This window comes from Afifella sp. JA880 (assembly GCF_025379905.1).
Taxonomy (GTDB): domain Bacteria; phylum Pseudomonadota; class Alphaproteobacteria; order Rhizobiales; family Afifellaceae; genus Afifella; species Afifella aestuarii.
Window position 1 is genome coordinate 1635364 of record NZ_JAOANH010000001.1, and the last position, 22251, is coordinate 1657614.

At 64.4% G+C, this 22251-nt stretch carries 18 protein-coding genes; 11 read left to right on the top strand and 7 right to left on the bottom strand.

What is annotated here, in order from left to right:
* Positions 1 to 8 precede the first annotated feature (8 nt).
* Complete coding sequence (locus tag NYQ83_RS07710; protein ID WP_409976962.1) at positions 9 to 1967, bottom strand: acetoacetate--CoA ligase; 1959 nt, start codon at positions 1965 to 1967, stop codon at positions 9 to 11.
* Positions 1968 to 2095: 128 nt separating this feature from the next.
* Between NYQ83_RS07710 and NYQ83_RS07715 the strand changes: the two genes are divergently transcribed.
* Positions 2096 to 3841 (top strand): AsmA family protein, encoded by a 1746-nt coding sequence (locus NYQ83_RS07715; protein WP_261213750.1) that lies wholly within the window; start codon positions 2096 to 2098, stop codon positions 3839 to 3841.
* 28 nt (positions 3842 to 3869) lie between these two features.
* On the opposite strand, the gene NYQ83_RS07720 is transcribed toward NYQ83_RS07715, so the two are convergent.
* The 5 genes from NYQ83_RS07720 to NYQ83_RS07740 form a co-directional block, all read right to left on the bottom strand.
* Positions 3870 to 4661, bottom strand: coding sequence for an ABC transporter permease (locus NYQ83_RS07720; RefSeq protein WP_409976963.1), 792 nt, complete (start codon positions 4659 to 4661; stop codon positions 3870 to 3872).
* On the bottom strand, positions 4661 to 5554 hold the full coding sequence (locus tag NYQ83_RS07725; RefSeq protein WP_128292225.1) for an ABC transporter permease subunit: 894 nt from the start codon (positions 5552 to 5554) through the stop codon (positions 4661 to 4663). Before NYQ83_RS07725 ends, NYQ83_RS07720 begins: the two co-directional genes overlap by 1 nt.
* Positions 5555 to 5563: 9 nt before the next feature.
* Positions 5564 to 6721: an ABC transporter ATP-binding protein gene (locus tag NYQ83_RS07730; RefSeq protein WP_261213752.1), complete on the bottom strand. Its 1158-nt coding sequence runs from the start codon at positions 6719 to 6721 to the stop codon at positions 5564 to 5566.
* Between the two features lie 60 nt (positions 6722 to 6781).
* The gene (locus NYQ83_RS07735) at positions 6782 to 7876 is read right to left on the bottom strand and encodes a polyamine ABC transporter substrate-binding protein (protein WP_246008463.1); all 1095 of its coding nucleotides are present in this window, start codon (positions 7874 to 7876) and stop codon (positions 6782 to 6784) included.
* Between the two features lie 152 nt (positions 7877 to 8028).
* A complete protein-coding gene (locus NYQ83_RS07740) occupies positions 8029 to 9444 on the bottom strand; it encodes a short-chain fatty acyl-CoA regulator family protein (RefSeq protein WP_164879624.1) in 1416 nt (471 codons plus the stop codon).
* Positions 9445 to 9666: 222 nt separating this feature from the next.
* Between NYQ83_RS07740 and aceA the strand changes: the two genes are divergently transcribed.
* The 3 genes from aceA (at position 9667) to katG (ending at position 13863) form a co-directional block, all read left to right on the top strand.
* Positions 9667 to 10974 carry an isocitrate lyase gene (gene aceA / locus NYQ83_RS07745; protein WP_092809025.1) on the top strand — a complete coding sequence of 436 codons (1308 nt, stop codon included), beginning with the start codon at positions 9667 to 9669 and terminating at the stop codon, positions 10972 to 10974.
* Positions 10975 to 11091: 117 nt separating this feature from the next.
* Positions 11092 to 11325, top strand: coding sequence for a hypothetical protein (locus NYQ83_RS07750; protein WP_092809024.1), 234 nt, complete (start codon positions 11092 to 11094; stop codon positions 11323 to 11325).
* Positions 11326 to 11673: 348 nt separating this feature from the next.
* Positions 11674 to 13863 carry a catalase/peroxidase HPI gene (katG, locus tag NYQ83_RS07755; protein ID WP_261213760.1) on the top strand — a complete coding sequence of 730 codons (2190 nt, stop codon included), beginning with the start codon at positions 11674 to 11676 and terminating at the stop codon, positions 13861 to 13863.
* Between the two features lie 96 nt (positions 13864 to 13959).
* On the opposite strand, the gene NYQ83_RS07760 is transcribed toward katG, so the two are convergent.
* Positions 13960 to 14340: an MmcQ/YjbR family DNA-binding protein gene (locus tag NYQ83_RS07760; RefSeq protein ID WP_261213761.1), complete on the bottom strand. Its 381-nt coding sequence runs from the start codon at positions 14338 to 14340 to the stop codon at positions 13960 to 13962.
* A 213-nt stretch (positions 14341 to 14553) separates the two neighbouring features.
* On the opposite strand from NYQ83_RS07760, the gene NYQ83_RS07765 reads away from it, so the two are divergent.
* The 7 genes from NYQ83_RS07765 to NYQ83_RS07795 all read left to right on the top strand — a co-directional run bounded on the left by NYQ83_RS07765 (position 14554) and on the right by NYQ83_RS07795 (position 22228).
* Positions 14554 to 15375, top strand: coding sequence for a CerR family C-terminal domain-containing protein (locus NYQ83_RS07765; protein ID WP_261213762.1), 822 nt, complete (start codon positions 14554 to 14556; stop codon positions 15373 to 15375).
* Between the two features lies 1 nt (position 15376).
* Complete coding sequence (locus NYQ83_RS07770) at positions 15377 to 16357, top strand: HlyD family secretion protein (protein ID WP_261213763.1); 981 nt, start codon at positions 15377 to 15379, stop codon at positions 16355 to 16357.
* A complete protein-coding gene (locus NYQ83_RS07775; RefSeq protein ID WP_261213764.1) occupies positions 16354 to 17301 on the top strand; it encodes an ATP-binding cassette domain-containing protein in 948 nt (315 codons plus the stop codon). Before NYQ83_RS07770 ends, NYQ83_RS07775 begins: the two co-directional genes overlap by 4 nt.
* Before the next feature lies 1 nt (position 17302).
* Entirely contained in the window at positions 17303 to 18436 is a 1134-nt protein-coding gene (locus NYQ83_RS07780) for an ABC transporter permease (RefSeq protein ID WP_261213765.1), read from the top strand.
* Positions 18437 to 18557: 121 nt separating this feature from the next.
* A complete protein-coding gene (locus NYQ83_RS07785) occupies positions 18558 to 19433 on the top strand; it encodes a MipA/OmpV family protein (protein ID WP_261213766.1) in 876 nt (291 codons plus the stop codon).
* A gap of 81 nt (positions 19434 to 19514) precedes the next feature.
* Positions 19515 to 20930 carry a glutamine synthetase family protein gene (locus NYQ83_RS07790; RefSeq protein WP_261213768.1) on the top strand — a complete coding sequence of 472 codons (1416 nt, stop codon included), beginning with the start codon at positions 19515 to 19517 and terminating at the stop codon, positions 20928 to 20930.
* A 23-nt stretch (positions 20931 to 20953) separates the two neighbouring features.
* A complete protein-coding gene (locus NYQ83_RS07795) occupies positions 20954 to 22228 on the top strand; it encodes an NAD(P)/FAD-dependent oxidoreductase (protein WP_261213769.1) in 1275 nt (424 codons plus the stop codon).
* Positions 22229 to 22251: the final 23 nt, after the last annotated feature.

A 22251-nucleotide genomic window follows, 5' to 3' on the forward strand; every position in this document is an offset into this window, starting at 1 on the left:
CCCCGAGGTTATTTCCGCAATTCCTCGATATCGCGGAAGAGATCGAGCGCTTCGGGATTTGCGAGCGCCTCGAGGTTCTTCACGTCGCGGCCGTGAACGATGTCGCGCACGGCAAGCTCGGTGATCTTTCCCGATTTCGTGCGCGGAATGTCGGCGACCTGGACGATCTTCTGCGGCACATGGCGGGGCGAGGCCCCGTCGCGGATCTGCTGCTTGATGCGCTTCGTCATCTCCGCATCGAGTTCGACGCCCTCCGCGAGCCTAACGAAGAGAACGATGCGCACATCGTCGTCATAGGTCTGGCCGATGGCGAGCGCCTCCAGGATCTCCGGCAGCTTTTCGACCTGGTTGTAGATCTCCGCCGTGCCGATCCGGACACCGCCCGGATTGAGCGTCGCGTCGGAGCGGCCATGGATGATGATGCCGCCATGTTCGGTCCATTCGGCAAAGTCGCCATGGCACCATACGCCCGGAAAGCGATCGAAATAGGCAGACTGGTATTTGATCCCGTCGGGATCGTTCCAGAACATCACCGGCATCGAAGGAAAGGGCTTCGTGCAGACGAGTTCGCCCTTGGCTCCCTTCACGGGCTGGCCGTCCTCGTCCCACACATCGACTGCCATGCCGAGACCCGGCCCCTGGATCTCGCCGCGCCAGACGGGCTCGGTCGGAATGCCGAGGACGAAGCAGGAAACAATGTCGGTGCCGCCGGAAATCGAGGCGAGATGCATATCCTTTTTGATCGCCTCGTAGACGAAATCGAAATTCTCCGGCGCGAGCGGCGAGCCGGTCGAGGTCATCATGCGCAGGGCCGACAGATCGTGCGAGGTTGCAGGCTTAAGCCCCGCCTTGCGCACCGCATCGATGAATTTCGCCGACGTGCCGAAGATCGCCATCTTCTCTTCGGCGGCATAATCAAAGAGCGCGTTGCCGTCGGGATAGAAGGGCGAACCGTCGTAGAGGAGGAGCGTCGCATCGCAGGCGAGCCCCGAGACGAGCCAGTTCCACATCATCCAGCCGCAGGTGGTGAAGTAAAAAAGCTTCTCGCCCGGTGTGATCGAGCAATGCAGCCGATGCTCCTTCAGATGCTGCAGAAGCGTGCCGCCCGCCCCGTGGACGATGCATTTCGGAATGCCCGTCGTGCCGGAGGAAAAGAGTACATAGAGCGGATGGTTGAAGGGCAGGCGTTCGAAGGTCGGCTCCTGAGCCTCGAAAGAGGCGATGAAATCACCGAGCGCGACGCCCCGCGGCACACGTTTCGCCACCTCTTCGGCCTGATCGAGATAGGGCACGATCACGACCTTTGCGGCCGTTGGAAGTTTCTCGGCGATCTTGGCGAGCTTGTCGGCCACCTCGATCTTCTTGCCGTTGTACCAATAGCCGTCGCAGGCGATGAGGAGCTTCGGCTCGATCTGCCCGAAGCGGTCGAGAACGCCACCCTCGCCGAAATCCGGCGAGCAGGACGACCAGATCGCTCCGAGCGAGCTTGCCGCCAGCATGGCGGCGATCGTTTCCGGCATGTTTGGCATCATCGCCGCCACCGGGTCGCCCTTGCCGATGCCGGCGTCGCGCATTGCCTGCTGCAGGCGCGAGACGAGGCCGCAAAGATCGTCCCAGGAGAGCCGCCGCCTCACCTTGTCTTCGCCGCGGAAGACGAGGGCATCCTCGGCGCCTTTCCGCTTTAAGAGGTTCTCGGCGAAATTCAGCCGCGCATCCGGGAAGAAGGCCGCCCCCGGCATCGCCTCGGCGCTTTCCAGGATCCGCTCGCCCTTTTCGCCGATGACGCTGCAATGATCCCAGATCGCGTTCCAGAAAGCGGCAGGATCACGCACCGACCAGGCGTGCAAAGCGTGATAGTCACCGAGTTCTTCGCCCGCCGCCGCCTCGGCAGCGGTTTTGCGGAAGCGTGCCATGGGCGTCGCCTCGGCCTTGGCCGGATCGGGTTTCCACAAAGGCGTATCGTTCATCAGCGTTTCCTCGGCTCGTGTTCTGTGAGGGCGGTCTTGCCTCTTAAAGGAAGGCGTGCAGAAAGCCCCAAGCGCCTTGCCTTCGGGCGGCAAAGCCCCTATCGCGATGACAACGGAGATAGGTCCCCATGATGCGGCGGCTGCTTATCGCCCTCGGCCTCCTGGTCGTTCTCGTGGGCGGGCTGGCATTCCTCGCTAGCCAACTCGTCTCGCCCGAAGACGTCAAGCGTCGGGTCGCCGAGCAGATATCGGCCTGGACCGGGCGGGAAGTCTCGCTCGAGGGCGAAGCCGTCATCACGCTCCTGCCGCGCCTCAGCGTCAAGCTCAAGGATGTGGAGATCGCCGGACCTCCGGGCGATGACACGCCTTTCGTCCAGATGGCCTTCCTCAAAGCCTCGGTGCGCCTCCTGCCGCTTCTCATCGGTGAGGTCGAGATCGAGGATTTCACCATCGTCGCTCCCGTGATTTCGTTGCGCCGTGCCGCCGACGGGGCGGAGAGCTGGGATTTCGACACGAGTGCCGCCGCGCTGCAACTGGCCTTTGCCGGCGATGTGCGCCTCGGCTCCTTCGTCATCGAGAACGGGCGCATCGTCTACAGCGACGAACTAAGCGGACGCCGCGAGGTCTTCTCCAAGGTCAACCTCAATCTGCAATGGGACAGCGTCAGGAAACCGATCGAAGTTTCCGGCCGCTTCGTGCGGCATGGCGAAGAGATGCGCATCACCGCCTCCGCCCAGCAGCCCTACCGCTTCATCCGGGCCGGCGAAACGACGCTCAATCTCGATGTGCAGGCGAAAAGCCTCAACGCCTCCTTCAGCGGGACCGTGCGCGACCCGCGCGATCCGCATCTCCTCGGCAGGCTCGCCCTCAACCTCGAAGACGCACCCACAGTGCTCTCCTGGTTCAGCAACCGTTATGCCGAAGCCTCGCCCTTTCAGACCATTCGCCTCGATAGCGACGCCGACATCGCCGGCAATATGGCGACGTTTTCCGATGCCACCCTCAATCTGAACGGCGTTTCGGGCAAGGGCGCCCTGCGGCTCGATTTCACCGGCACGCCGTCCATGTCCGGGACGCTCGCCTTCCCCTCCTTCGATACGACGCCGGTCCTGCATCATCTCTTCAGCGTCGACGACGGCGAGGCGCCGGCGATCCTCAAGACGCGCCTCACCACCGGCTGGCTCGACGATTTCAAGGCCGATCTTCGCGTCTCGGCCGGCGAAGTCCGGGTCGATGCGGCCCGCTTGCATCAGGTCGGGGCATCGCTTCTCGTCCAGAACGGCCACGCCCTTCTGACGATCGGCGAGGCGGAGCTTTCTGGGGGGCGCCTCAGCGGCAACATCACCCTCGATGTGGATGACGGCCTGCCGCGTCTGCAGACCGCTTTGCGCGCCCACGAGCTCAAGACCGCGGGCCTCACCTCCATGCTCGGCACCGCGCCGATCGAGGGGACGGCCGATGTCATGGTCGAACTGACCGGCTCCGGAGAAGATGTCGGCGCCATGCTGCAGACCGCGACCGGGCGCCTCACTGTCGACGCCAAGAACGGCCGCCTGCCCTATCTCGACCTCGAAGCCGCAGCAAAAGCGCCTGAAGGCGGGGCACAGCCGCTCCTCAAGGCAACCGCAAGCACGCCCTTCACGCAGCTCAAGGCGGGCCTCACCTTCGCCGAGGGGCAGTGTGAACTCACCGACGGCCTGGTGGAGACATCGCGCTACACCGCCTCGCTTGCCGGCGAGATCGGTCTTCGTGACCGTCGCCTCGACCTGTCCGGAACGCTCACGCCGAAGACGGATCAGCCGGCAATCCCGGTCGACATCATCGGCACGCTGGCAAGCCCGGAACTGACCTCGAGCGCGCCCGCCTCGAACTAAGGCCCGCACTGCCCGATGGCGTCAACGTCTATGGAGCCCGCGCCGGGGCGCGGGCCTTGCCGAGGATCGAGGCCGTCAGTACGCCCAGCGTCACCAGCGCCACGAGGATGGTGCACACCGCGTTGATCTCGGGCGTTACGCCGCGGCGGACCTGGCTGTAGATCTTCATCGGCAAGGTGGTGGCGCCCGGGCCTGTCGTGAAACTCGCAATGACGAGATCGTCGAGCGAGAGCGAGAAGGCGAGCATCCAGCCAGCGACGACGGCAGGCGCGATCAAGGGCAGCGTGACGGCAAAGAAGGTCTTCACCGGCGTCGCCCCGAGATCGAGCGCCGCCTCTTCCAGCGAGCGGTCGAAGGAGAGAAGCCGCGACTGCACGACGACGGCGACGAAGCACATCGAGAAGGTGATATGGGCGATCGTCACCGTCCAGAAGCCGCGGTCGAAATTGACCGCCACGAAGAGAAGCAGGAGCGACAGGCCGGTGATCACCTCCGGCATGACGAGAGGCGCGAAGACCATGCCGGAAAAGAGCGTGCGTCCCCAGAACCGCCCCCCGCGCACGAGAGCGAGCGCCGCGAGCGTGCCGAGGAAGGTGGCGAGCGTCGCGGACAAAAGCCCCACACGCAACGTCACCCAGGCCGCATCGAGAATGCTCTGATTGTGCATGAGCTCGACATACCAGCGCGTCGAAAACCCGCCCCAGACGGTGACGATGCGCGAGGCATTGAAGGAATAGATGATCAGGATGAGGATCGGCAGATAGAGGAAGGCAAGGCCGAAGACGAGCGCGACCAGATTGAAGGATGTGAAGCGGCGCATCAGCTCGACGCCCTCTGCTGCATCTTCTGGAAAATGACGATCGGCACGACGAGGAGCAGCAGGAGCACGATCGCAACCGCGCTCGCGACCGGCCAGTCGCGATTGTAGAAGAACTCGACCCAGAGCGTGCGCCCGATCATCAACGTGTCGGAGCCGCCGAGAAGATCCGGGATGACGAATTCGCCGACCGCCGGAATGAAGACGAGGAGCGAACCCGCCAGAATGCCCGGCACCGACAAAGGCACGGTGATCTTCCAAAAAGCCCCGAGCGGCGTCGCGCCGAGATCGTTCGCGGCCTCGATCAGCCGGTAATCCATCTTCTCCAAGGTGGCGTAGAGCGGCAGCACCATGAAGGGCAGATAGGAATAGACGATGCCGATATAGACGGCCCAATCCGTGTTGATAATGGTGAGGGGTTGGTCGATGACGCCGAGCGACAGAAGCAGCTGGTTCAAAAGACCCTCGGGCTTCAGGATGCCGATCCAGGCATAGACGCGGATCAGAAACGAGGTCCAAAACGGCAGGATGATCGCCATCAAGAGGAGCGGGCGGATGCGGTCCGGCGCGCGCGCCATGGCAAGCGCCAGAGGATAGCCGATAAGGAGCGTGATCGCCGTCGAAATGAGCGCGATCTTGACCGAGGAAAGATAGGCTTTGATGTAAAGCGCATCCTCCGTCAGCCAGACGTAATTGTCGAAGGAGAGATCCTTCGCCCTCTCCCAAAGCGTCGCAAGCCCGTCGAAGACCGGCGTATAGGGCGGCATGGCGATCGCGGTCGCGGAAAACGAGATCTTCAGGACGATCAGAAACGGCGCCAGAAAGAAGACGGCGAGCCACAGATACGGAATGGCGATGACGATGCGGCGGGCGAAAAAGCTGCGCAAAGCGTGCACGCCGACCCCCTATCGGACCAGAACGGTGCCGGCGTCCGGCCGCCAGGAAAGGAAGACCCGGTCCTCCCAGGTGAGCGGACGCTCCACTTCGCGCGAGGCGTTGAGCCGCGTCGCGCGCACCACATCGCCGGAATCGAGCTTGATGTTGTAGATCGAGACATCGCCGAGATAACCGATATCCCAGACTTCGCCTTCGATGACATTGGTGGTGGCGTTTGGCGGCCGCTCGTGGCTGATCACCATCTTTTCAGGCCGGATGGCGAACCAGATCGTCTCGCCGGCCTGCGGGCGGGCCACGCCTTGCGGCATCTCCGCCACTTCGACCGTAAAGCCGGCCGCCGTCGTCATGGTCAGGCCGCCATTTTCCAGATGCGCGATGCGGCCTTCGAAAATGTTCACGTCGCCGACGAAATCAGCGATGTAGCGCGAGGCCGGCGCCTCGTAGATGACGGCCGGCGTCGCCACCTGGATGACGCGGCCATGATCCATGACGGCGATGCGGTCGGCCATGGTCATCGCCTCTTCCTGGTCATGCGTGACGATGAGGAAGGTGAGGCCGAGGCTCTCCTGCAGGTCGGTCAGCTCGAACTGCGTCTCCTCGCGCAGCTTCTTGTCGAGCGCGCCGAGGGGCTCGTCGAGAAGCAGCACCTTCGGGCGCTTGGCGAGCGCACGGGCGAGCGCCACGCGCTGCTGCTGGCCGCCGGACAATTGCGCCGGCTTGCGGCGGGCGAAATCCTGCAATTTGACGAGGCGCAGCATCTCGTCGACGCGCACCCCGATATCGGCCTTCGCCATCCCCTCCTGCTTCAAACCGAAGGCGATGTTGTCGGCGACGTTCATATGCGGGAAGAGCGCGTAGGACTGGAACATCATGTTGACGGGCCGCTTGTGCGGCGGCACGCCCGTCAACGGCCGGCCATCCAGAAAAATCTCGCCCTCGCTCGGTTCTTCGAAGCCGGCCAGCATCCGCAACAAGGTGGTCTTGCCGCAGCCGGATGGCCCGAGCAGGGCGTAGAATTCGCGCTCGTAGACGGTGATCGACTGGTTGTCGACGGCGGTGAAATCGCCGAAGCGTTTGGTGACGTTCCTGAATTCGATGAAGGGCGGCTGACTCGGATCGTTCCACGGCTGAAAAGCGCGCCTCACGGGCCCGAGCATTTTGGCCATACGTAACCCTTCCCTCGTTGAAGACCGGGCAGGATTCCTGCCCGGCCATTTTGCGGCCTCTTACTGCCCGGTCTTGACGCTCGTCCAGGCGCGCGTGATGAGCCGCTGCGCCTTCGGATTGTACGGGTCGACCGTGTAGAGCTTGTCCATCACGTCCTTCGGTGGATAGATCGCCGGATCGCCGATGATCTCTTCATCGAGATATTGCTGCGAATCCTTGTTGCCGTTGGCATAGAAGACATAGTTCGACGCCTTGGCGATGACATCGGGACGCAGGATGTAATTGATGAAGGCATGAGCGTTGTCGGGATGCGGCGCGTCGGCCGGGATCGACATCTGGTCGAACCACATCTGCGCGCCCTCCTTCGGGATCACGTATTTGACATTGATCCCTTCGGCCTCCGCATCGATCGCCTGAAACACGTCGCCCGACCAGCCGACTGCCATGCAGATGTCGCCGTTGGCGAGAGAATCGATATAGGCGGAGGAGTGGAATTTCTGAATGTAAGGGCGCACGGACTTCAACAACTCTTCCGCCTTGTCGATGTCGTCCGGCTTCGTCGAATTCGGATCGAGGCCGAGATAGTTGAGGGCGGCCGGGATCATCTCTGTCGGCGCGTCGAGCATGTAGACGCCGCAATCCTGAAACTTCGAGATGACGTCAGGGTCGAAGACCATATCCCAGGAATTGACCGGCGCATCGGGCATGCGCTCGTTGATCATATCGACATTGTAGCCGATGCCGGTCGTGCCCCACATGTAATTGACCGAGTATTCGTTGTCGGGATCGTATTTCGATACCCGCTCGGCAATCGTGTCCCAGACATGGCTGAGATTGGGGAGCTTCGACTTGTCGAGCTTCTGCATGGCGCCGGCCTGGATCTCGCGGGCGAGAAACGGCGAGGCGGACGGCAGGACGACATCATAGCCCGTGCCGCCGGAGAGCAGCTTGGTTTCCAGGATCTCGTTGGAATCGTAGACGTCGTAGACGACCTTGATGCCGGTTTCCTTGGTGAAATCTTCAAGGATGGATTCGTCGATATAGTCCGACCAATTGTAGACGTTGACGACTTTCTCCTCGTCCTGGGCCAAGGCCGGACTGCCGGAGGCAGCGACGATCGCCAGGGTGGAGACGAGACAAAGAGCTCTGAACAAGAGCACCTCCCCTGTTGGTGGGCTTTCACTGCACGCATAGCGGCCATTCCCTGGCAACATAGGGGCAAGCCGCGGCAAGCTTCAATCGCCGCGAGGCCAAAAACGCCGCGTTTCAGGGTAACGAAAGTCGCAGGTGCGTCGGGATTTTCCTCTCAAGGGATCTCCCGGTCGGATTTGCCGATGCGGTAATCGTGCAGGCTCGCTGGCCGGGTCGCCGGCGGCTGGGCACGATGGGCGCAACCTTCCCGTTCGCACAGCCGGCACGTTACGCCGACGGGCCGGGCCGGGGCGGAGCGCACGAAATCATAGACGGTCGCCTCGGCGAAACGCTCGGGGAAGACGAGAAGCGTCGCCCGCAAAGGCGGCGGCAGCGTCTTGTCGGCAAGCGCTTCGGATTCCCGCATGGCGAGCGCGAAGAAGGTCGCCCCGTCGGGAAAAGACAGACGCGCCGCGAGCACGCCGCTTTCCGTCCGCCGGTCGAAAATCGGCAGGCGCCCGCAGGCGGCTCCGAAACGGGCAAAGGGAAAACCCGCGCCTCGGATGCGGGTGATCACGGTGCCGGCGCCGTCGAGCACGACGAGGGCGGCCTCGTCGACGTCGCCCTCCGGATTGCCGGCAAGGGCTGCTAGGCGCGCCATGATGCGGGCATTGCGGGTCTGGAAGCGCTGGCTGAGCCCGGCGAGATCGAAGCGGAATTCGCGCGCCGCCGCGGCAAGGCGTGGGGCCGGGATCAGGATCGCGTCGGCGAGACGACGCGCGAAGCCCGCCCGCAGGAGACGCTGCGATTCCGTATCCTTCGGCGCGGCCTGGGCGGCGAGCTTGTTCAAAAGCGGCGTATGGCCGGAATAGGCGACCTGCAGCGCAACGAGCCAGGCGCGATCGACGAGCGGCACGGATTCGGCGATGAAGAAGCGCATCGAATGGCGATCGAATCGGGCGCGCTCGTCCGGCAGCGCATGGGCGGGCAGGATCCTGAGATCGATGCCGTGGCGCTCGCGCAGATGCGCCTTCAAGGCGGCGAAGGGATCGTCGCGCGGGGTCAGCTCCTCCGCCAGCGCGGCTGCGGTCTCCTCGAGTTCGGGAAACCACGGCCCCGCCTCCTCGAACCAGGTCGCGACCCGGTCGAAGGGCAGTCGCGCGCCCATCTCGGTGCGGATCTCGCCGCCTTCGGCCAGAAGCTGCGACAGTTCCGAAAGCCGCCCGGCCCCTTCCATATAGGCTTCGTAGAGACGCGAGATGCCGCGCACCACGTTGGGCGCCGCCTCCGCCACCTCTTCCAGCTCCGACGGGCTCGGCACTTCCGCGGCCAGAAGCGGGTCGGCGAACACGGCCTTGAGAGCATCGAGATCGACCCCCTCCTCGTCGAGCTTGAGTTCGCTCGCGCTGATCTTGAACGCCGCCTGCAGCTTCAACAGCACCTGCACGGTCAGAGGCCGCTGGTTGCGCTCGATGAGATTCAGGTAGCTTGAAGAGATGCCGAGGGCTTCGGCCATGTCGGCCTGGGTCAGGCCGAGGCCGTTTCTGACACGCCTGATGCGCGGACCTGCGAATATCTTGCGTTCCGCCACGATCGCCTCCCCCTCCGCGTCGTTGCAACGTCTGCCAACTTACGGCCGCCGCGAGACTTTGTAAATTCCTTACAAATTCGACAAAAACGCGCGTGCAAGACTTACAAGTTCACCCGTTTCACGCGATTTTCCGGCTTTTCGCCCTGGCATTTTGTGCGCCGCATTGTAAATGAGGCTCACAAAGACGGGAACAGACACAAGAAGTCTAGTAAGGAGATTGACATGACCGATTTTCAGAGCCTTCTTCCGAACGCTCCGGCCGATCGCTACGAGGGGATCGAGCGGCCCTATACCGCAGAGGATGTGAAGCGGCTGCGCGGATCTCTGAAGATCGAGTATTCGGTGGCCGAGCACGGCGCCAACCGGTTGTGGAAGCTTCTCCATGAAGACGACTTCGTCAATGCTCTCGGCGCGCTCTCCGGCAACCAGGCCATGCAGATGGTGCGTGCAGGCCTGAAAGCCATCTACCTTTCCGGCTGGCAGGTCGCGGCCGACGCCAATGTCGCCGGCGCCATGTATCCCGACCAGTCGCTCTACCCGGCCAATTCCGGCCCGGAGCTCGCCCGCAAGATCAACCGGACCTTCCAGCGCGCCGACCAGATCGAGACGTCCGAAGGCAAGCATTCGGTCGACACCTGGTACGCCCCGATCGTCGCCGACGCGGAAGCCGGCTTCGGCGGCCCGCTCAACGCCTTCGAGATCATGAAGGCCTATATCGAGGCCGGCGCGGCTGGCGTGCATTTCGAGGATCAGCTCGCGTCTGAAAAGAAGTGCGGCCATCTCGGCGGCAAGGTCCTGATCCCGACGGCCGCGCATATCCGCAACCTGACGGCGGCGCGTCTTGCGGCCGATGTCTGCGGCGTGCCGAGCCTCGTCATCGCCCGCACGGATGCGGAAGCGGCGAAGCTTCTCACCTCCGACATCGACGAGCGCGATCGTCCCTTCGTCGATTACGACGCCGGCCGCACGGCGGAAGGCTTCTACCGGGTGCAGAACGGGCTCGAGCCCTGCATCGCCCGCGCCATCGCTTACGCCCCTTACTGCGACCTCATCTGGTGCGAGACGTCGAAGCCCGACCTCGAACAGGCGAAGCGCTTCGCCGAAGGCGTGCGCAAGGCGCATCCGGATAAGATGCTGGCCTACAATTGCTCGCCCTCCTTCAACTGGGAGAAGAATCTCGACAAAGAGACCATTGCCAAGTTCCAGCGCGAGCTCGGTGCGATGGGCTACAAATTCCAGTTCATCACGCTCGCCGGCTTCCACCAGCTGAACTTCGGCATGTTCGAGCTCGCCCGCGGCTACAAGGATCGCCAGATGGCGGCCTATTCGGAGCTGCAGCAGGCCGAATTCGCAGCGGAATCCGTCGGCTACACGGCGACCCGCCACCAGCGCGAAGTCGGCACCGGCTATTTCGACGCCGTGTCGATGGCAATCACGGGCGGCCTGTCGTCGACCACAGCTATGGGTGAATCAACGGAATCCGCCCAGTTCCACTCCGGGGAGGAGAAGGCCCAAACGCGCGCGGCGTGACCGGGTTGATTTTCCGGTCAGAAGACGCGCAACCTAAAGGCCGCGGGAGAGCGATCCTCTCCCGCGGTCGCAATTGAGCCCGGCGACCGAACTGGGCGCGCAAAGAAAGTGGAGACGATGTTGACCAAACCGCCGGTGAAGGAGCGCGCCGAAGCGCTTTCGTCCGAAATGACTGACGCGCAGCAGGCGGCCATCCGCGTGCTCGCCAACGAACTGCACCGGCTGAATCAGGCCGTAATCGGCTGCGTCGATGCCGGCCTTTCGGTCGAATTGCAGCGCACCGCCCGCCACCATTCCGAAGACGGCTTCTGGGGCGACCTGCTCGTACCGATCGTGGTGAAGCAGCGCTAGACGGGCTTTTCGGGCAAGGCGCTTCGCGCGCAGGCCTGAGCTTGCGGAGAAGCGCTTCCAGGCTCCTCGCGGGCGGACGCGCAACGACACCCTGGCCTCGGCCTGACCCATCTCTTTTCGACGGCCGTCGCGGCACATCGCGGCGGCCGTTTCCTTTGGTGAGCTCGGCTCCCAGCCGCCGCATGCTGTCCCCCCCCCCCCCAAAAAACCGCATCGACCATGACGCTCACGCACCGCGCAAGCACGTCATCAGCGTTTCTTATTAGAGCGATTATAAAAAGAAGGCTTCACCTATCGCCCGGCGGCAGATAATTTCTGCTCCTGATAGAAACGTCCAAGGAGGCACTCATGGATGCGAAAGTAGACGACGGTTCCGGCGGCTGCCCGTTCGGTGGCGGCAAACGCGGTGCCCGCAACAGCGAGTGGTGGCCCGAACAGCTCGACATCTCGACGCTGCACCGCAACTCAGACTTGTCCGATCCCATGGACAAGGATTTCGATTACGCGAAAGAATTTCAGAGCCTCGACCTCAACGCCGTCATTGCGGACCTGAAACAGGTCATGACGGATTCGCAGGAATGGTGGCCCGCCGATTTCGGCCATTACGGCGGCCTGATGATCCGCATGGCCTGGCACTCGGCCGGCACGTATCGCATCACCGACGGGCGCGGCGGCGCCGGGGCGGGCCAGCAGCGCTTCGCGCCTTTGAATTCCTGGCCCGACAACGCCAACCTCGACAAGGCGCGCCGGCTCCTCTGGCCGGTGAAGCAGAAATACGGCCGCAAGATCTCCTGGGCCGATCTGATGGTGCTCGCCGGCAACGTCGCGCTCGAAACCATGGGCTTCAAGACGTTCGGCTATGCCGGCGGCCGCGCCGATGTCTGGGAGCCGGAAGAGCTCTACTGGGGCCCCGAAGGCACCTGGCTCGGCGATGAGCGCTATTCCGGCGAGCGCCAGCTCGAAGAGCCGCTCGCGGCCGTGCAGATGGGCCTCATCTACGTCAACCCGGAAGGTCCGAACGGCAAGCCCGACCCCGTCGCGGCGGCGAAGGACATCCGCGAGACCTTCTACCGGATGGCGATGAACGACGAAGAGACCGTCGCGCTCATCGCCGGCGGCCATTCCTTCGGCAAGACGCACGGCGCGGGCGATCCCTCGCTTCTCGGCCCGGACCCGGAAGGCTCGGCGATCGAGGATCAGGGCCTCGGCTGGAAGAGCGGTCACGGCACGGGCTTCGGCGACGACGCCATCACCGGCGGTCCGGAGGTCACCTGGACGCAGACGCCGACGCAATGGAGCAACTACTTCTTCGACAATCTCTTCGGCTTCGAATGGGAGCTCGAAAAGAGCCCGGCCGGTGCTTATCAATGGGTGGCGAAGGATGCGCCGGCGGAAATCCCGTATGCGCATGACCCGAGCCGCTTCCGCAAGCCGACAATGCTGACGACTGATCTCGCGCTCCGCTTCGACCCGGACTACGAGAAGATCTCGCGGCGCTTCCACGAGGATTTCGACGCGTTCGCCGATGCCTTCGCGCGCGCCTGGTTCAAGCTCACCCACCGCGATATGGGCCCGAAAGTCCGCTATCTCGGCCCGCTCGTGCCGCAGGAAACGCTGCTCTGGCAGGACCCGATCCCCGCGGTCGACCACGAGCTGGTGAATGCTGAGGACATCGCCGATCTCAAGGCCAAACTCCTCGCCTCCGGCCTGTCGGTCTCAGAGCTCGTCTCGACGGCCTGGGCCTCGGCCTCGACCTTCCGCGGCTCCGACAAGCGCGGCGGTGCCAATGGCGCACGCGTGCGTCTCGCCCCGCAGAAGGATTGGGAGGCGAACGAGCCGGAAAAGCTCGCCAAGGCGCTGCAGGCACTCGAAAAGATCCAGGCGGACTTCAACGCCGCCCAGACCGGCGGCAAGAAGGTCTCGCTTGCCGATCTCATCGTGCTCGGTGGCACCGCAGCCGTGGAAAAGGCGGCGAAGGATGCCGGCGTCGATGTCGCCGTGCCGTTCACGCCGGGCCGCATGGATGCGAGCCAGGAGGAGACGGACGTCGATTCCTTCCGCGCCCTCGAGCCACGTGCCGACGCCTTCCGCAATTATCTGAGCGGTCGGCAGTTCATGCGTCCGGAGGAAGCGATGGTCGACCGGGCGGAGCTTTTGACGCTCACCGCCCCGGAAATGACGGCGCTTCTCGGCGGCATGCGCGTTCTCGGCGCGAACTATCAGAACGCGCCGCACGGCGTCTTCACCCACCGGCCGGGCACGTTGACGAACGATTTCTTCGTCAACCTCCTCACCATGGCGACGCAATGGCAGCCCATCGCCGACGGCACCTATGAGGGGCGCGATCGCAAGACCGGCGAGGTCAAATGGCGGGCGACGCGCGTCGACCTCATGTTCGGCTCGCACTCGCAGCTGCGTGCGCTTGCCGAGGTCTACGCCTGCGCCGACAGCCAGGAGAAGTTCGTGAAGGACTTCGTCGCCGCCTGGACGAAGGTGATGGAGGCCGACCGCTTCGACCTCCAGGCCCCGCGCCACTAGGCTCCGCCCACCTGCGGCCTCGCCCCTAAAGAGCGCGGCCGCAGATTTTTCGAAGGGCATGATCGGCAACGATCGTGCCCTTTTCTTTTGAGGCCTTCAGCGCACCCAGCCTTCACCATCCTCCTGGTCGAGACCCAATTCCTTCTGCTTTTTCTTCGAAAGCCCGTTGGCCACCAGGCGGTGAGAGGCGCGGAGATAGGCGCGGAGGTCTTCGTCGGAGAGGCCTTGCGCAAAATCCTGGATCCAGGTGAGGCCGCGCGAGGCGAGATAAGGCGCTGGGCGCAATCCCGGCTCCTCCTTCAAAATCTCGAACGAGATTTCGGTCGTCTTGAAGGTGAAGGCCGGCCGCTCCTCGTGCCAGCCGCCGATCGCAAAGACCTTGCCGCCGACCTTCCAGACATCGGCCCCGCCCCATTGCACGACATGCGTCGTTGCCGGCAGCGCGCCACAGAAAGCTTTGAATTCCTCGTAAGTCACATCCCGCCTCCCCTGGTGGCGGCAACCGCCGTCTCTGTCCCCGGGTGCGACTGCCGTCCGGCTCCCCGGTGGCGGCGACCGCCCTTCCGCGCCCCGGCTAGCATGTTCCGTGGGCCTGCGCAGCCACGACTTTGCGAAATCAAACGAACGTTTGACTTAAACGATCGTTTGATTGATGATTACGCCTAGATCAAAGGCCGGAAAGTCCTCTCCATGAGCAGAAACCCCGTGTCGCAGCCTTCCATGCTGCAGCCCCCCATGATGCATCCCAAGGAAGGCGCTCGCCGGCCGAAATCCTCGGAGAATGCCACCGGCGCGTCCAGAACGCCCGCGGAGGGACCCGCAGCGCCCCGCCGCTCGCCGGCGAGCCCGGCCAACGTTCCGGGCGACACGACGCGCGAGCGCATTCTCGATGCGGCCCTGGAGCTTTTTGGCGAGCGCGGCCTGCATGCCGCCTCGGTGCGCGATGTCGCCAAGCTCGCCAAGGCCAATGTCGCCGCGATCTCCTATCATTTCGGCGGCAAGGAGGAGCTCTATCTCGCCGTCGCCGGCCATGTCGCCGCGATCATGGGAAGCCGGATCGCAGAGCGCGCGCCGCAGATCGTCAACGCCGCCCCGCCCGCGAACCCGCAGGAGGCGCTTGCCCATCTCGAGCTCGCCTTCGACACGATCGTCGACGTCATCGTCGGCCACGAGGACATGCGCCGCGTCGCCCGTTTCATCCTGCGCGAGCAGATGAGCCCGACGGCAGCCTTCGACATCATCTACGCGCAGGTGATGGAGCGCATGCACCGCACGGTGTGCCTCAACTTCGGCATCGCGACCGGCCTCGATCCCGACAGCGAGACTGTGCGCCTCAGAACCTTTCTCCTCATCGGCCAGGGCATTTTTCTGCGCGTCGCCGAGGCCGTGGTTCTGCGCCGGCTCGGGGCCGATCGGTATACCCCATCGCTCCTCGACGAGATCAAGGCGATGCTCCGGACGCATCTTCATCTCGTCGTGACGGAGCTGCGCGGTGGCAAGGTGGAGGCATGAGATGCGTGTCGCCGGTGCCCTTTTCGTCGTCCTTGCGGCCGTCGCGACCCTGTCCGCCTGCGGGCGTGCCGGCGAAGCCGATGCACCATCCCTGCAAGGCTATGTCGAAGGCGACTTCGTCTATGCGGCGCCCGAAATTGCCGGGCGTCTTGCCGAGATAAAGGTTCAGGAAGGGGCGCAGATCGAGGCCGGCGCCCTCCTCTTCACACTCGACCGCCAGACGATCGAGGCGGAGTTGCGCCAGTCGGAGGCGGAACTCGCCGCCGCCGAGGCCGAGCTCGCCGATCGCCGCGAAGGCCAGCGGCCCGTCGAACTCTCCGTCATCGAGGCGCAGATCGACAAGGCGCGCGCCTCCCGCGATCAGGCGGAAAAGGAATTTCAGCGCCAGCAGGATCTCTTCCAGCGCGGCGTCATCGCCAAGGCGCGCCTCGACCAGGCGAGCGAAACCCTGTCCGTCGCCGAAGCGCAGCTTGCCGAGGCGCGGCGCCAGAAGGACGTCGCCACGCTGCCGGCCCGCAAAGCCCAGATCGAGGCGGCGGAACGCCAGGTCGAGGCGGCGCGCGCCGGCGTCGCTCAGGCGAAGACGAAGCTTGCGAAGACGAATGTCCGCGCCCCGGAAGCAGGCCTCATCGACGATGTCTATTATCGCGCGGGCGAGGTCGTCGCCGCCGGCGAGCCCGTCCTCTCGCTTCTGCCGCAGAGCGAGCGCAAGATCGTCTTCTTCGTGCCGGAACCGCAGCTCGTGCAGCTGCCGCACAATGCCGAAATCGCCATCTCCTGCGACAATTGCCCGGCCGGTCTCATGGCAAAAGTGACGCGCATCTCGGCGGAAGCGGAATTCACGCCGCCGGTGATCTTTTCGGAGAAACGCCGCGACAAGCTTCTCTTCCGCGCCGAGGCGCGTCCGGCGGGCGATGCGGCGCGCCTGCGCGTCGGACAGCCTGTCGATGTGCGTCTCGTCGGTGCGGAGCCCGGATCATGAGGTCGGGCACAAGCATCAGCCAAAGCGATCCCGTCATTGAGGTCGAAAATCTCACCAAGCGCTTCGGCGGCAAGGCGGTCGTCAAGGACATCGACCTTGAGATCGCGCGCGGCGAGATCGTCGGCTTTCTCGGTCCGAACGGCTCCGGCAAGACCACCACCATCCGCATGATCTGCGGGCTGCTTCATCCCGACGGCGGCAGCGGCACCTGCCTTGGCTACGACATCCTGACCCAAGCCGAAGAGATCAAGCGGCGCGTCGGCTACATGACGCAGCGCTTCTCGCTCTACGAGGACCTGACGATCGAGGAGAACCTCGTCTTTGTCGCCCGCCTCTACGGCATGACAAACGTGCGCAAGGCAGCCAAAGACACGCTCGACCGTCTCGGCCTCGCCTCGAGGCGCGACCAGCTCGCGGGCACGTTGTCCGGCGGCTGGAAGCGGCGCCTCGCGCTTGCCGCCTGCACCATGCACACGCCCGAGCTCCTTCTCCTCGACGAGCCGACGGCGGGCGTCGACCCGAAAGCGCGGCGCGAATTCTGGGACGAGATCCACGAGCTCGCAGAAACGGGCCTCACCGTCCTCGTCTCCACCCATTACATGGACGAGGCGGAGCGGTGCCACCGCATCGTCTATATCGCCTACGGCACCATCGTGGCGCGCGGCACGGTCTCAGAGATCATCGACCAGTCGAAGCTCACCACCTTCATCTTGAGCGGCAAAGGCGCACCGGCGGCCGCCAAAGCGCTGACGGGCGCAAAGGGCGTGGAACAGGTGGCGCCCTTCGGCAGCGAGGTGCATGTCGTCGGCTCCGATGCGCAAGCGCTCAAAACCGCGATCGATGCCGTCAAGAGCGACCACGACATAGCCGTGCGCCAGGGCGAGACGACGCTCGAAGACGTCTTCATCCGCCTGATGAGCCAGGCCCAGGCGCTGGAGGGGTGAGATGGGCCTCATCTCGCTCTCCCGCATCAAGGCGGTGCTCCTCAAAGAAGTCATCCAGATGCGCCGCGACCGGCTCACCTTCGCGATGATTATCGGCATCCCGATCCTGCAGCTCATCCTCTTCGGCTATGCCATCAACACCGATCCGAAGATGCTGCCGACGGGCGTTCTCATCCTCGACGGCGGGCCGGTGTCGCGCGCCATCGTCGCGGGCATGGAAACCTCCGGCTATTTCGACATTGCCGCCCCGCTCGCCCGCGAGGCGGATGCGCGTGCAGCGCTCGAAGACGGCTCGCTCTCCTTCGTCCTCACCATTCCGCAGAATTTCGAGCGCGATCTCGTCCGCGGCCTTTCCCCCGAGGTCGTCGTGGAAGCCGACGCGACGGATCCCGCCGCCTCCGCCAACGCGCTCGCCGCCATGCCGGAGATCGTCAGCCGCGCCATCGCCCATGTCTTGAGCGGCCCGCTCGGTTCAAAAAGCGCACAGGCGCGCAGCGCCGACGTCATCATCCACCGTCTCTACAATCCAGAGGGCATCAGCCAGTACAACATCGTACCGGGCCTTCTCGGCACCATCCTCACCATGACCACGACCTTGATGACGGCGCTGGCGCTGACCCGCGAGATCGAACGCGGCACGATGGAGAATCTCCTCTCCATGCCGGTCAAACCGGTGGAGATCATGATCGGCAAGATCGTGCCCTATATCGGCCTCGGCCTCATCCAGGTCGTCGTCATCCTCGCCGCCGCGCTCATGCTCTTCAACGTGCCGATGCTCGGCAATTATCTCGCCCTTCTCGTCGCCGTCACCATCTTCCTCGCCGCCAATGTGACGCTCGGCTACACCTTCTCCACGCTCGCCCGCACGCAGCTCCAGGCGATGCAGATGACGTTCTTCTTCTTTCTGCCGTCGATCCTTCTCTCGGGTTTCATGTTCCCCTTCCGCGGCATGCCGGAATGGGCGCAGATCCTCGGCAATGTCCTGCCGCTCACGCATTTCCTGCGCGTCGTGCGCGGCATCATGCTGAAGGGCAGCGACCTCTCCTTCGTCTGGCCGGAGATCTGGCCGATCCTCGCCTTCCTCGGCGTCATCGCCGCGCTTGCGCTCATCCGGTTCCGCAACACCCTCGACTGAGCGCAGAGCGACCCCCCTCTGCGGCATCGGGCGTGGCCGCGCCGCCACGGTTTCCGAAAAAGCCCATCGCCGGACGATTCGTTTCTTTGCTGTGCAGCGTGGAGTCGGTAGCGATTGTTCCATGCAAGAGCTTGGCGACATCATCGAGAATTCGGCCGACAGATCCGGGAAAACGCGGAGGGTTCACCCGCGCGCCGCGATCCGTGCGTTCGCAGGCAGTGTCCTGGCGGCGTTCATCGCCGCCTCGTCGGGCACCTCGCCCGTTGCCGCGCAGGAAACACCCGTTCCCGCGGACAAGAGCAGCCACGATCTCATTCTGGAGCTCGGCGCCGGCGCCTCGGTCCAGCCCGCTTATGAGGGCGCGGACGATTATACGGTCCAGCCGCAGCCCTTCGTCGCCCTGCATTATCTCAGCCTGCCGGTCTTCGGCGAGTTCGGCGGCAAGCCGGAACAGGGGCTTTCGGTCAGCCCGTCCTTCCGCGTCGTGCGCGAGCGCGACGACAGCGATTATTCCAAGCTGCGCGGCATCGGCGATGTCGATACGGCGGTCGAACTCGGCGGCGCCGTCAAATACCGGTGGAACGATCTCGAAGCCTATCTCGCGCTGCGCCGCGGCGTGACGGGCCATGACGGCTTCGTCGGCGAGACGGGCGTCAATCTCGTGACGCATCCGACCAACAAGCTCGAAATCACGGCCGGTCCCCGGCTTTCCTTCGCCGATGCGGAATATCTGCAGACCTATCTCGGCATCACGCCGGAGCAGGCGGCGGCCTCGGGGCTTGCGGTCTTCGATCCCGACGGCGGCATCAAAGGTGTCGGAGCCTCGCTCGAAGCGCGTTACGCCTTCACCGAGAATTGGTCGGTCGTCGGCCAGGCCAGCTACGAGCGGCTCATCGGCGATGCTGCGGATTCGCCGATCACCGATGTCGGCAGCGAGAACCAGTTCACGGCGGCTCTCGGCCTCACCTACAAATTCGGTCTCGACCTCTTCGACTGAGCTGCGCCGGCGGCCGTTTGACCGCCATTCGTCGAGCTTCGCCTTCGCCTCATCATCGGGTATGAAGGGGGCGAGGTGATCATGACCGAATCGCATAAAGCCACGGCCACGCCGACGGACCCGGAAACCTCTCTCCGACGCGGCGTCGCCAACAGTGAAGAAGCCCGGCGCTGGTGCCGGGAACGGGCCATCGAAGACATCGAATGCATCGTGCCCGATCAGGCCGGTGTCGCCCGCGGCAAGCTGATGCCGACCGGAAAGTTCTTCGACGACAAGCCGATGACGCTGCCGGCGGCGATCTTCACCCAGACCATCACCGGCGATTATCCGGACCGCGACGAAGAGGAATACGCCGAATCCATCACGGACGGCGATCTCATCTTCCGCCCGGATTTCTCCACCCTCGCCGTCGTGCCCTGGGCATCCGACCCGACCGCGCATGTCATCCACAACGCCTATCACCGCGACGGGCGTCCGGTGGAAGTTTCCCCGCGCCGCGTGCTGCAGCAGGTCATCCAGCTCTACAACGACGCCGGCATCCAGCCGGTGGTCGCGCCCGAGCTCGAATTCTATCTCGTCAAACCCAATCTCGATCCGGATTATCCGCTCGAGCCGCCGGTCGGACGATCCGGGCGCACGGAGCGCGCCCGCCAGGCCTATTCGATCTCCGCGGTCAACGAGTTCGAAGCCCTCTTCGACGACATCTACGAATTCTCCGAGGCTCAGGGGCTCGAGATCGACACGCTCGCCCATGAGGCGGGGACGGCGCAGATGGAGATCAATCTGCGCCACGGCGATCCCGTCGAACTCGCCGACCAGGTGTTTCTGTTCAAGCGCACGATCCGCGAGGCGGCGCTGCGCCACGAGATGTACGCGACCTTCATGGCGAAGCCGATTGCCGCCGAACCGGGCTCGGCCATGCACATCCACCATTCGGTGGTGAGCCTTGAGACGGGCGACAACATCTTCTCCACGCCCGACGGCGGGGCCAGCAAGGAATTCCTCTATTATATCGCCGGCCTGCAGACCTACATTCCGCGCGCCATGGCGATGATGGCGCCGTTCGTGAATTCCTATCGCCGCATCACGCCGCACACCTCGGCGCCGATCAACATGCGCTGGGGCTACGACAACCGCACCGTCGGGCTGCGCGTGCCCCTGTCCGATCCTGCGGCGCGGCGCGTGGAAAACCGCGTCCCGTCCTCCGACGCCAATCCCTATCTCGCGATCGCGGCGTCGCTGGCCTGCGGCTATCTCGGTCTCGTCAACAAGCTCGAACCGGACGAACCGGCGGCCGGCACGGGCTATGACGCGCCCTTCACCCTGCCGCGCTCCATCCTCGATGCCGTCCAGCTTCTGGAGAACACGCCGGAACTGGTGGAAATCTTCGGCAGCCCCTTCGTCAGCATCTATCGCGGCATCAAGGAAACCGAATACGAAACCTTCATGGGGGTGATCAGCCCCTGGGAGCGTGAATACCTCCTTCTCAGCGTCTAACCCCTCCAACCTTCGAGCGAGCCGTGCCGCGGCCTTTCCCGCCCTCCTGGTACCATCTGACAGCCGGTGACCGCCCCGAAAGGCCGATGCTCTCGGGGCAGACGGACGCCGATGTCTGCGTTATCGGCGGCGGCCTCGCCGGCCTCTCCGCGGCCCTGCATCTTGCCGAGGCGGGGACGCGGGTCGTTCTGTTGGAGGCTGACAGGCTCGGCTACGGCGCCTCGGGGCGCAATGGCGGCCAGATCCATTCCGGCCAGCGCCGCGACATTCTCTGGCTCGAAAAGCACTACGGCTTTGAGCGCGCCAAGGCGCTCTGGCAGGTGGGCGAAGAGGCAAAAGCGCTCGTGCGCAGCCTTGCCGCCCGCTTCGGCTGCGACATCACCAACGGTCTCATCGACGTCTTCCACCGGCCTGCCGACGAAAAGGAAAACGCCCATTTCGTCGAGACGCTGCGGGAGCGCTACGATTATCCCGACATCGAGGTCTTGAGCCGTGAGGAAGCGGCAGCGGCCGTCGGCTCGCCCTCCTATTACGGCGGCTGTCGCGACACAGGCGCCGGCCATCTCGACCCTTACGCCTTTCTCCTCGGCCTCGCCGGCGCGACCGAGGCCGCAGGCGCCCGCCTTTACGAAGACAGCCCCGCCCTCTCCTACAGGAAAGAGAACGGGCGTTTTCGCGTCCAAACACCGTCCGGCGAGGTGGCCGCGGAGCGCCTCATCGTCACCACCAACGGCCGTTCAGGTCCGTTCGAGGCCGTCACCCGCGGGCGCACCGTCGGCGTCAACAGCTTCATGGTGGCGACGGAACCGCTCGGCGACCTCGAAAACACCGTTCTTCCCGGCGGCGAATGTGCCTCCGACAGCTATTTCGTCATCTGCTACTGGCGCAAATCGGCGGATGGCCGCCTCCTTTTCGGCGGCGGCGAAAGCAGTGCCGGGCGCATCCCCTCCGATATCGGCAGCTTCGTGCGGCCGCATTTCCTGCGCGTCTATCCGCAGCTGAAAGACATCAAGATCGCCCATGGCTGGGGCGGCGTCGTCTCGATCACGCCGGCGCGCATGCCCTTCATCCGCGAGATCGCGCCGGGCGTCATGACGGCCGCCGGCTTTTCCGGCCAGGGCGTGGCGCTCGCGCCCTATGTCGGCAAGCTCCTCGCCGAAGAGGCGCTCGGCCGTGTGCCGCAGGAACTCGCCCTCTACACCGACTTGAAGGTCGGCCGCGTGCCCGGCATCACCGCACTGCGCCGCGCCATGGTGAGCCTCGCCATCTGGCACGGCCAGCTCGTCGACCGGTTCTGAGCGCGGCGCAAAGCGAAGACGCG

Excerpts from the sequence above, each read along its gene's own strand:
- NYQ83_RS07790 (WP_261213768.1), top strand. The coding sequence starts at position 19,515 with ATGACCGAATCGCATAAAGCCACGGCCACGCCGACGGACCCGGAAACC.
- NYQ83_RS07750 (WP_092809024.1), top strand. The coding sequence starts at position 11,092 with ATGTTGACCAAACCGCCGGTGAAGGAGCGCGCCGAAGCGCTTTCGTCC.
- NYQ83_RS07720 (WP_409976963.1), bottom strand. The coding sequence starts at position 4,661 with ATGCGCCGCTTCACATCCTTCAATCTGGTCGCGCTCGTCTTCGGCCTT.
- katG (WP_261213760.1), top strand. The coding sequence starts at position 11,674 with ATGGATGCGAAAGTAGACGACGGTTCCGGCGGCTGCCCGTTCGGTGGC.
- NYQ83_RS07715 (WP_261213750.1), top strand. The coding sequence starts at position 2,096 with ATGATGCGGCGGCTGCTTATCGCCCTCGGCCTCCTGGTCGTTCTCGTG.
- NYQ83_RS07780 (WP_261213765.1), top strand. The coding sequence starts at position 17,303 with ATGGGCCTCATCTCGCTCTCCCGCATCAAGGCGGTGCTCCTCAAAGAA.
- aceA (WP_092809025.1), top strand. The coding sequence starts at position 9,667 with ATGACCGATTTTCAGAGCCTTCTTCCGAACGCTCCGGCCGATCGCTAC.
- NYQ83_RS07730 (WP_261213752.1), bottom strand. The coding sequence starts at position 6,721 with ATGGCCAAAATGCTCGGGCCCGTGAGGCGCGCTTTTCAGCCGTGGAAC.
- NYQ83_RS07765 (WP_261213762.1), top strand. The coding sequence starts at position 14,554 with ATGAGCAGAAACCCCGTGTCGCAGCCTTCCATGCTGCAGCCCCCCATG.
- NYQ83_RS07710 (WP_409976962.1), bottom strand. The coding sequence starts at position 1,967 with ATGAACGATACGCCTTTGTGGAAACCCGATCCGGCCAAGGCCGAGGCG.
- NYQ83_RS07770 (WP_261213763.1), top strand. The coding sequence starts at position 15,377 with ATGCGTGTCGCCGGTGCCCTTTTCGTCGTCCTTGCGGCCGTCGCGACC.
- NYQ83_RS07785 (WP_261213766.1), top strand. The coding sequence starts at position 18,558 with ATGCAAGAGCTTGGCGACATCATCGAGAATTCGGCCGACAGATCCGGG.
- NYQ83_RS07775 (WP_261213764.1), top strand. The coding sequence starts at position 16,354 with ATGAGGTCGGGCACAAGCATCAGCCAAAGCGATCCCGTCATTGAGGTC.